Below are 9,881 nucleotides of genomic sequence, written 5' to 3' on the forward strand. Positions count from 1 at the left end.
TGCCCAAGGGGGGTCGGCCGGGCGACGCAAATCACCGGCCGGTCGACTACATGGGGGTGCACCCGGACGGGTAATGTCAGTCAAGACAAATTAAGTTACTGCTTAGTAATGCCCGCACTCGCAGGTTCGAGGAGCCTCCATGCAACTCGCCGCGATCATCGTGTCGCTGGTCCTCACCGCGGTCGGCGTTGCCCTGCTCGGCCGGGCCGTCGCGCAATTCGTTCGGTTCTTCAGGCTCGGCGCGCCGGTCCCGGCGGGCACCCGCACCGACAACCCCTGGCAGCGCAGCGTGACGCTGGTCCGGGAGTTCCTCGCGCACACCCGCATGAACAAGTGGGGTGTCGTCGGCATCGCCCACTGGTTCGTCGCGGTGGGCTTCCTGACCCTGCCGCCGACCATCATCAACGCCTACGGCCAGCTCTTCCAGGCCGACTGGACGCTGCCGCTCGTCGGCGGCTTCCTCCCGTACGAGCTGTACATCGAGTTCATCGGCACGATGACCACGCTCGGCATCGCGACCCTGATGGTGATCCGGCTGCTGAACCTGCCCAGCCGGGCGGGCCGCAAGTCGCGGTTCACGGGCTCCACGGCCTGGCAGGCGTACTTCGTCGAGTACGTCATCCTCATCATCGGCCTGGCCATCATGGCGCTGCGCGGCCTCGAGGGCGCCCTGCACGGCGTCGACCACTACGAGCCGGCGTACTTCGCCTCGTACCCGCTGGTGCTGCTCTTCAAGGGTCTGGGGCTCGGCACCCTGCAGAACCTGACCTACCTCTTCGCGATGATCAAGCTCGGCACGACCATGGTCTGGATGATCGTGGTCAGCACGAACATCGACATGAGCATCGCCTGGCACCGCTTCCTGGCCTTCCCGAACATCTGGTTCAAGCGTGAGGCCGACGGCGATGTGGCGCTCGGCGCGCTCCAGCCGATGACCTCCGCAGGCGTGCCGATCGACTTCGAGGACCCGGACGAGGACGCCCAGTTCGGCGTCTCGCAGATCGAGCACTTCTCCTGGAAGGGCATCCTCGACTTCTCCACCTGCACCGAATGCGGCCGCTGCCAGTCGCAGTGCCCCGCCTGGAACACCGGCAAGCCGCTCTCCCCCAAGCTGCTGATCATGGCACTGCGCGACCACTCGCATGCCAAGGCCCCGTACCTCCTCGCGGGCGGCGGCAAGGACGCCGAGGGCGAGGAGAAGGCGACCGCGGAGCAGCTGAAGGACGTGCCCGCGAGCGCCCTCGCGGAGGCCGAGCGCCCGCTGATCGGCACCCTTGAGGAGAACGGGGTCATCGACCCGGACGTCCTGTGGTCCTGCACCACCTGCGGCGCCTGCGTCGAGCAGTGCCCGGTCGACATCGAGCACATCGACCACATCGTCGACATGCGCCGCTACCAGGTCATGATCGAGTCGTCCTTCCCGAGCGAGGCCGGGACGATGCTCAAGAACCTGGAGAAGAAGGGCAACCCCTGGGGGCTGGCCAAGAAGCAGCGCCTGGCGTGGACGAAGGAGGTCGAGTTCGAGGTTCCGGTCGTCGGCAAGGACATCGAGGACCTGACCGAGGTCGACTACCTGTACTGGGTCGGCTGCGCGGGCGCCCTGGAGGACCGCGCCAAGAAGACCACCAAGGCCTTCGCGGAGCTGCTGCACATCGCGGGCGTCAAGTTCGCGATCATGGGCGGCGACGAGGCGTGCACCGGTGACTCGGCCCGCCGCCTCGGCAACGAGTTCCTCTTCCAGCAGCTCGGTCAGCAGAACGTCGAGATGCTGAACATGGCCTTCGGCGAAGACGCTGATGAGGGCGTCGTGGTCGAGAAGGCGAAGAAGAAGATCGTCGCGACCTGCCCGCACTGCTTCAACACCATCGCGAACGAATACCCGCAGCTGGGCGGCCACTTCGAGGTCATCCACCACACCCAGCTGCTCCAGCACCTCATCGACGAGGGCAAGCTGATCCCGGTCACCCCGGTCGAGGGTCTGATCACCTATCACGACCCCTGCTACCTGGGCCGCCACAACAAGGTCTACACCCCGCCGCGCGAGATCATCGCCAAGGTGCCGGGGCTGCGCAACGAGGAGATGCACCGCCACAAGGAGCGCGGCTTCTGCTGTGGCGCGGGCGGCGCCCGGATGTGGATGGAGGAGCGGATCGGCAAGCGCATCAACAACGAGCGCGTCGACGAGGCCCTCTCGCTCAACCCGGACATCGTCTCCACCGCCTGCCCGTTCTGCCTGGTCATGCTCACCGACTCGGTCAACGGCAAGAAGAACGACGGCAAGGTGAGCGAGGCGCTCCAGGTCGTGGACGTGGCGCAGCTGCTGCTCGACTCGGTGAAGACGCCCGCCGAGCCGGAGGGTGACGGCGAGTCGACCGAGGCCCCGGAGCCCGCACCGGTGAAGTGACCCGCTGAGCTACGAGCCGAGGCCCGCCCGCGCACCGCGCGGACGGGCCTCGCTTCGTACGTACGGCCTCACTGCCGCGGGCGTACGGCCTTACGGCCGCGGCTTGCCGTTCTTGGGCGGCAGCGTCTGCTCCGTCCAGATGACCTTGCCCTCCGCCGTGTACCGCGTCCCCCACCGGTCGGCGAACTGCGAGACCAGGAACAGCCCGCGGCCGCCCTCGTCCGTCGTCGCCGCGTACCGCAGATGGGGTGAGGTGCTGCTGGTGTCGGACACCTCGCAGATCAGGCTGCGGTCGCACAGCAGCCGCACCCGGATCGGGCCGGTGGCGTAGCGGATCGCGTTGGTGATCAGCTCGCTGAGGATCAGCTCGGTCGTGAACGCCACGTCCCCCAGCTCCCACTCCGCGAGCTTCCCCGCCACCGCCGCCCGCACCTCGGCGACCCGGGCCGGTTCGGACGGCACCTCCCAGTCGGCGATCCGCCCCGGCTCCAGGACCCTCGTACGGGCGACGATCAGCGCGATGTCATCGCTGGGGCGCTCGGGCAGCAGCGCGTCCAGCACCGCCGAACAGGTCTGCTCCGGGGAACGCCCGGGGTGGGACAGGGCGTCGCCCAGCATCTCCATGCCCATCTCGATGTCCCGGTCGCGCTTCTCGATCAGCCCGTCCGTGTAGAGCACCAGATGGCTGCCCTCGGGCAGGTCCAGCTCGGCCGTCTCGAACGGCAGCCCGCCCAGGCCCAGCGGCGGGCCCACGGGCAGATCGTTCAGGAACGCCACCGAGCCGTCCGGGCTCACCACCGCGGGCGGCGGATGCCCGGCCCGGGCCATGGTGCAGCGCCGGGTCACCGGGTCGTAGATCGCGTACAGACACGTGGCTCCGATGATCACCTCACCGCCGCCGTCGCCGTCCGCCAGGGCGCTGTGGCCCTCGTCCTGGTCGATGCGGGCGATCAGATCGTCCAGATGGGACAGGATCTCGTCGGGCGGCAGGTCGAGGGTGGAGAAGTTGTGCACCGCCGTCCGCAGCCGCCCCATCGTCGCCGCCGCGTGCAGCCCATGGCCGACGACGTCGCCCACCACCAGCGCCACCCGCGCGCCCGGCAGCGGGATCACGTCGAACCAGTCGCCGCCGACGCCCGATTCGGCGGGCAGATAGCGGTACGCGACGTCCAGCGCGTTCTGCTCGGGCAGCACCCTCGGCAGCAGGCTGCGCTGCAGGGTGACGGCCATGGTGTGCTCGCGGGTGTAGCGCCGGGCGTTGTCGATGCTGACGGCGGCCCGGGTGACCAGCTCCTCGGCGAGCGAGACGTCGTCCTCCTCGAACGGCTCGGGCTTCTCCGCGCGCAGGAAACTGGCCACGCCCAGCACCACGCCCCGGGCCCGCAGCGGGACCGTGATCATCGAGTGGATGCCACAGTCGACGATCTTCCGGGCCTGGTCGGGATCCTGCTCCTGCCAGCCCCCGTGGTCGCTCAGCACCGGGACGACCGTGACGACGCCGGTGCGGAACCCGAGGGCCTGGGGCGCGTCCGGGGTGAACCGGATCAGCTTGCCGAGCGGGTAGAGCGGCACGTCGTCGCGGATGCCGCTGAGCGCCGTACGCCGCAGGGGCGTGGGGCGGCCGTCCGCGCTCCCGCCGCCCCCCGTCGTACCGGCGGCGCCCTCCTGCGGCTCCTCACCGCGCAGGACGGAGTCCGCGAGGTCGACGGAGACGTAGTCGGCGAACCGGGCCACCGCGTACTCCGCCAGCTCCTGCGCGGTGCGCACCACGTCCAGCGTGGTGCCGATGGACACGCCCGCGTCGTACAGCAGCTTCAGGCGGTTGCGCGCCAGGTCGACCTTGCCGGACAGCGCGCGCAGCTCGGTGGTGTCGCGCAGGGTCGCGACGCTGCCGGGCGGGCCGCCGTTGCGGTCGGTGGGACGGTGGCTGACGGACAGCAGCCGCTCGCCCGCCGTATGCACCTCGTCGGTGGCCGGGCGCCCCGAGACCAGCAGCTCGGCCGTGTACGGATCGAAGCCCAGGTCGGCGACGAGGCGGCCCTCGGCGTCCTGGGGCAGGTCGAAGAGGCGGCGCGCCTCGTCGTTGGCGAGCACCAGGCGGCCGTCGCCGCTGACGATCAGCACGCCCTCGCGGACGGCGTGCAGCACCGCGTCGTGGTGCTCGTACATCCGCGTCATCTCGGCCGGGTCGAGACCGTGGGTCTGGCGCCGCAGCCGCCCGGTGACCAGCGCCGTGCCCACCGTGGCCAGGGCGAGCGCGGCCGCGGCGGCGACGAACAGCAGCGGCAGCTGGTGGTTGGCCGCGCCGCTCACCTTCTTGATCGTGATCCCGGCCGAGACCAGGCCCACGACCTTCCCGCTCTGGTCGCGGACGGGCACCACGGACCGCACGGAGAGGCCGAGCGTGCCGGTGAAGGTCTCCGTGACCGTCCGGCCCCGCACCGCGTCCTCGATGCTGCCCATGAAGTGCTTCCCGATCCGGTTCGGATTGGGGTGCGTGTAGCGGATTCCGTGGGTCGACATGGCCACGACGAAGTCGACGCCGGAGCCCTTGCGGGCCCGCTCGGCGAGCGGCTGCAGCGCGGCGGTCGGGTCGGCGCCGCGCATCGCGGCGGCCATGCCAGGGGCGTTGGCGAAGCTCTCGGCGACGGCCGTCGAGCGGTTACGGGCCTCACGCTCGCTGTCGTACCGGGACTGCAGGACGAGCGCCACCACGGCGGCGACGACGAGCAGCAGCACGACGCCCGCCTGGAGGACGAAGACCTGGCCCGCGACCGTACGCACACCACGGGCCGGGCGGCGGCGCTTCCGGTCGCGCCGGCGGCCCCCGCGATCCTGCCCCTCGTAGCGCTCGCGCGCCTGGTGCGTCTGGGGCCCCCCGGTGCCGTGCGCCGAGTCGTGCGCCGTGTCGAGCGCCGTGGGGTCGTGCCCGTTCCGCTCGCGGGCATTCCGTTGACGGCGGGGGCCCTGATGGCCGCGCTGATTCCGCCAGTCGGTCATGGTCCGGGCCAAGGGGACCCGTGATCGACCGAAAAGTCCGGCCATGTCGTTATTTTTAGCACCCTCGTGCTGCGGCGGGCGAGCGGCATCCGCCGCTGCCGGCCGGCCACTCCCGTCCGACATCGCGACTACACCCCGCTCGCACCCTCCATGGGTCTCGGTACCTCACCCGTCACTGACGCATCGTGCGCATCGCACATGGCTGCCCCCGCTCGCCCGCTTCGAACATGAACCGATCCTGGCCGTGAAGTATCCCTTCTCACAACAAGGTTGTGGATCCCTGCAGGATCATGCCCCACCCAGGGGTAGGTAAATGTCCTGGACGGCCCTTGTGCTCCAAAGGTCATCTTTACAGTCAAGCGGACTGATCACCCCCGTATCCCCCTTTACGCCCCACCGCTGCGTGTCGCGAGCGCCCCTCGACCGTGGCGCGAGCGCCGCCCGGGTGGCCGTCCGGGTCGCCGCCCCGGTGACCGTCTGGTTGCCTCCAGGTGGGCATCCGGGTTGCCTCCAGGTGGCCGTCCAGGTTGCCGCGACCCTGCCGCATGGGTTAGGGGTGACCGATGACGCCCGCGCCTTCCCCCACGCGACACTCCGGCCGCACCGGCCGCACCGCCCTCGTCACCTGCGCGGTCTGGGCCGGTGTGCTCGCGCTGCTCACCGGATGCGGAGTGGGTGACTCCGGCGACGGGCCACAAGACCGGCGTCCGTCGTCGGCCGCCACTTCCCAAGGGGCCGGGCCCGCGACCGCCCCCGTCCCGCGCGGCAAGGGCAGCAAGCTGCCCGACGACGTCAACGGCGACCGCTACCCGGACCTCCAGCTTCCGGTGCCGCCCCGCAAGCGGGGCCTGCCCAGCCGGATCGCCTTCGTCCACGGCTCGGACGACGGCCTCCACCCCGCCACCCGCACCGTCCTCCGGCGGGCCGATCTGGGCCTGCCCGCCGACGACGTCGCCGTCGCGGGCGCGACCGAGGTGGCCACCGCCGACCTCGACGGCGACGGCTACGCCGACGTGACCACCACCGGCGGCGAGCGGCTGAGCGCCGCCGAGGCCAAGCGCACCCACGCCACGGTGCGGACCGCTCCGTACATCGCCTGGGGCAGCGCGGGCGGCCCGCCGCACGCCCGCTCCGCCGCCCGCGTCCAGCTCACCAGCCCCGGCGACTCCGTCGATCCGCAGCGCCCGACCGTCGGCGACTTCAACGGCGACGGCCACCACGACCTGGCGGTGGTCCGCGCGAACCGCCGCTCGTTCCTCGTCCTGTACGGGCCGTTCAGCCGCGCGGGCCAGCCCGCCAGGACCGTGCCGTACCGCAGCCCGTTCCGCGGCAGCCACGCCGAGATCGGCGACCTCGTCGCCGACCGGATCCGCGGCGACCGCCCCACCGACCTGGTCGTGCACGGGATCAGCGCCGCCACCCAGTCCGGCTCCACCCTCCTGACCGCGGGCCCGCGGGGGCTGCGTCACACGGGGCGCACGCTGCGCAAGGGCAACTCGATCACCTTCGGCGACTTCAACGGGGACCGCCGCCGGGACGTCGCGGTCGGCGCCAGCGGCACCCGCGCCGACGAGGGCGGCGACGCGACGGAGAAGCCGGACATCGGCCGCACGGTGAGCGTCTACTACGGCACCGCCACGGGCCGCTTCGTCCGCTCCTCCCCCTCCCTCCCGGTGCCGGGCATGTCCGGGACGATGGTGGCCGCCGACACCGACGGCGACGGCGCCGACGAGCTGGCCGTCCCGCTCGGCTCCGGCGGCGCCCGGCTGCTGGCCCCGCGCCCCGGCCGTACCGGCCGTGCCGCCCATGCCTCCCTTGCCCGCCACACCCTCACCCGCACCGTCCCGGCCCGGGTGGACGGCAAGGCCGTACGCTCCGACGAGCGCGCCGCCCGGCTCTACGGGGCGGCGGACTTCGATCACGACGGCAAGGACGAGGTCGTGCTCGCCTGGGGCCCCGGCATCGCCTTCTCCCTGTACGGCGAGCGGCCCGAGCGATGGTGGATCACGAACGGCTCCTCCGACAAGATCACCTTCTCCAGCAGGCCCTTCGCCGGGGCCCGTTAGCGGTCCACTAGCACCAACCGGGACCCTGGCGGGGGGTAAACCCCCCAGGGTCCCCCTAAGGGATGTCACAGCTCGGCAGCAATGCCGGGCCTGTCCCTCCGCTCCGGCACCCCACCCCCCGCGACCGGGTACGTTCGAATGGTGGCTGGATTCAGGATCGGACGCGGACGGGACTCCCACTCCGCGCAACAAGGGCAGCAGCAGCGACCGCAGCAGCAGCCGCACGGGGCGCAGGACCCGTACGGCCGGACGCAGCCGCAGTGGCAGCAGCCCGCCTCACAGGGAGAGCCGGAGTACTTCGGCAGCCAGGACCCGTACTACGGGCCGGGAGGCGGCACACCGGGCCAGGGCGCCCAGGGCGGCGCGTACAGACCGGGACCGGGCGGACCGGGTCCGGGCGGACCGGGTCCGGGCGGACCGGGCCCCGGTGGCCCCAGCGGCCCGGGCGCCTTCGCGGACAACAACGCCGGGCACACACAGGCGTTCAGCGTGGGCGAGGCGCCCGACGCGTACGACCCGTACGGCCAGGGCCCCGGTTCGTACGACGACGGCAGCACCTACCGCGCCGGCTCCTCGACCGCGCCGCCCGCCGGTCCCCGGCTGCCCTGGAAGCAGCTGCTGAGCGGCATCGTGCTGCGCCCGCCGGCCACCTTCTGGCAGATGCGCGACTACACGGTGTGGGTCCCGGCCCTCATCGTGACGTTCGTCTACGGCCTGCTGGCGGTCTTCGGCTTCGACGACGCCCGTGCGGACGTCCTGAAGGCCCCGATGGCCAACAGCATCCCGTGGATCCTCAGCGCGGGCGTCGCGGTCGTGATCAGCGCCCTGGTGCTCGGCGCGGTCACCCACACCCTCGCCCGCCAGCTGGGCGGCGACGGCACCTGGGGACCGACGATCGGCCTCTCGATGCTGATCATGTCCATCACGGACGCGCCGCGGCTGCTGTTCGCGATCTTCCTGGGCGGCAACAGCCCCCTGGTCCAGGTGCTGGGCTGGGCGACCTGGCTGGCGGCGGGCGCGCTGTTCACGTCCATGGTGAGCAAGTCGCACGACCTGCCGTGGCAGAAGGCGCTGGGCGCGTCGGCCATCCAGCTGATCGCGCTGCTGTCGCTGGTGAAGCTGGGAACCCTGTAGGCGAGGGGCCCGCGAGGGAAGGCGAGGGGCCCGCGAGGGCCCCTCTAACACCCCACCCCTCTGCTACGCGTCGAGAACCTGCCCGTCACGCCGCACGACGGGCGGCTCGACGCTCCAGGGGAAGTTGATCCACTGCTCGGTGCGCTTCCACACGTACTCGCACTTCACCAGCGACTGCGACTTCTCGTAGATCACGGCGCTGCGCACCTCGGCGACGCTCCCGAGGCAGAAGTCGCGGACCAGCTTCAGCGTCTTGCCGGTGTCCGCGACATCGTCCGCGATCAGCACCTTCTTGTCGGAGAAGTCGATCGCGTTGGGCACGGGCGCGAGCATCACCGGCATGTCGAGGGTGGTCCCCACCCCCGTGTAGAACTCCACGTTCACCAGGTGGATGTTCTTGCAGTCCAGCGCGTACGCCAGCCCGCCCGCGACGAAGACCCCGCCGCGGGCTATGGACAGCACGATGTCCGGCTCGTACCCGTCGTCCGCGATGGTCTGCGCCAGCTCGCGGACGGCCGTGCCGAACCGCTCGTACGAAAGGTTCTCGCGCTCCTCACTCACCACCGGCTCCCCTCACACCTTCGTCTGGTGGAAGTTCTGGAACGACCGCGAGGGCGTCGGCCCGCGCTGCCCCTGGTAGCGGGAGCCGTACCGCGCCGAGCCGTACGGATGCTCGGCGGGCGAGGTCAGCCGGAACATGCACAGCTGCCCGATCTTCATCCCCGGCCACAGCTTTATCGGCAGCGTCGCCACGTTCGACAGCTCGAGCGTCACATGCCCCGAGAACCCCGGGTCGATGAAACCGGCCGTCGAATGCGTCAGCAGCCCCAGCCGCCCGAGGCTCGACTTCCCCTCGAGCCGCGAGGCGAGGTCCACCGGCAGCGTGACGACCTCGTACGTGGAGGCGAGCACGAACTCCCCCGGGTGCAGGATGAACGCCTCATCCCCCTCCGGCTCCACCAGCCGCGTCAGATCCGGCTGCTCCACCGCCGGATCAATATGCGGATAGCGATGGTTCTCGAAGACCCGGAAGTACCGGTCCAACCTGACGTCGATGCTCGACGGCTGCACCATCGCCGGGTCATACGGATCGATCCGCACCCGTCCGGCGTCGATCTCCGTCCGGATGTCCTTGTCTGAGAGAAGCACGGAACGAGGATACGCAAACCACCCCCACCACATGGCGCGGGTTCGGACCCCCCGGACCGGGCCCTCGCCCCCAACTCTTGTTTTGCTCCCACAACCCCCCACGAACACCCCCCGCTCCCACTCCTCGC

The 9,881-nt window shown here is 71.0% G+C and carries 6 protein-coding genes; 3 read left to right on the forward strand and 3 right to left on the reverse strand.

The window, feature by feature from the left end; translation table 11 throughout:
- Positions 1–139: 139 nt before the first annotated feature.
- Complete coding sequence (locus tag ACZ6CL_RS30935; RefSeq protein WP_468941593.1) at positions 140–2,404, forward strand: (Fe-S)-binding protein; 2,265 nt, start codon at positions 140–142, stop codon at positions 2,402–2,404.
- 90 nt (positions 2,405–2,494) lie between these two features.
- On the opposite strand, the gene ACZ6CL_RS30940 is transcribed toward ACZ6CL_RS30935, so the two are convergent.
- Positions 2,495–5,404, reverse strand: coding sequence for a SpoIIE family protein phosphatase (locus ACZ6CL_RS30940; RefSeq protein ID WP_468941596.1), 2,910 nt, complete (start codon positions 5,402–5,404; stop codon positions 2,495–2,497).
- A 563-nt stretch (positions 5,405–5,967) separates the two neighbouring features.
- Here ACZ6CL_RS30940 and ACZ6CL_RS30945 point away from each other — a divergent pair.
- Positions 5,968–7,470: an FG-GAP repeat domain-containing protein gene (locus ACZ6CL_RS30945; protein WP_468941599.1), complete on the forward strand. Its 1,503-nt coding sequence runs from the start codon at positions 5,968–5,970 to the stop codon at positions 7,468–7,470.
- A gap of 138 nt (positions 7,471–7,608) precedes the next feature.
- Entirely contained in the window at positions 7,609–8,604 is a 996-nt protein-coding gene (locus tag ACZ6CL_RS30950) for a Yip1 family protein (RefSeq protein WP_468941602.1), read from the forward strand.
- 63 nt (positions 8,605–8,667) lie between these two features.
- Here the strand turns inward: ACZ6CL_RS30950 and ACZ6CL_RS30955 are convergent, their stop codons facing one another.
- Positions 8,668–9,165, reverse strand: a complete 498-nt coding sequence (locus ACZ6CL_RS30955; RefSeq protein ID WP_468941605.1) for a phosphoribosyltransferase — start codon at positions 9,163–9,165, stop codon at positions 8,668–8,670.
- Between the two features lie 12 nt (positions 9,166–9,177).
- Positions 9,178–9,753 (reverse strand): dCTP deaminase, encoded by a 576-nt coding sequence (gene dcd, locus ACZ6CL_RS30960; protein WP_385443925.1) that lies wholly within the window; start codon positions 9,751–9,753, stop codon positions 9,178–9,180.
- Positions 9,754–9,881 lie beyond the last annotated feature (128 nt).

Source organism: Streptomyces sp. NPDC041200 (assembly GCF_055591805.1).

Coding starts and splice junctions, on each gene's coding strand:
- ACZ6CL_RS30940 (WP_468941596.1), bottom strand. CDS start 5,404: ATGACCGACTGGCGGAATCAGCGCGGCCATCAGGGCCCCCGCCGTCAA.
- ACZ6CL_RS30945 (WP_468941599.1), top strand. CDS start 5,968: ATGACGCCCGCGCCTTCCCCCACGCGACACTCCGGCCGCACCGGCCGC.
- ACZ6CL_RS30935 (WP_468941593.1), top strand. CDS start 140: ATGCAACTCGCCGCGATCATCGTGTCGCTGGTCCTCACCGCGGTCGGC.
- ACZ6CL_RS30950 (WP_468941602.1), top strand. CDS start 7,609: ATGGTGGCTGGATTCAGGATCGGACGCGGACGGGACTCCCACTCCGCG.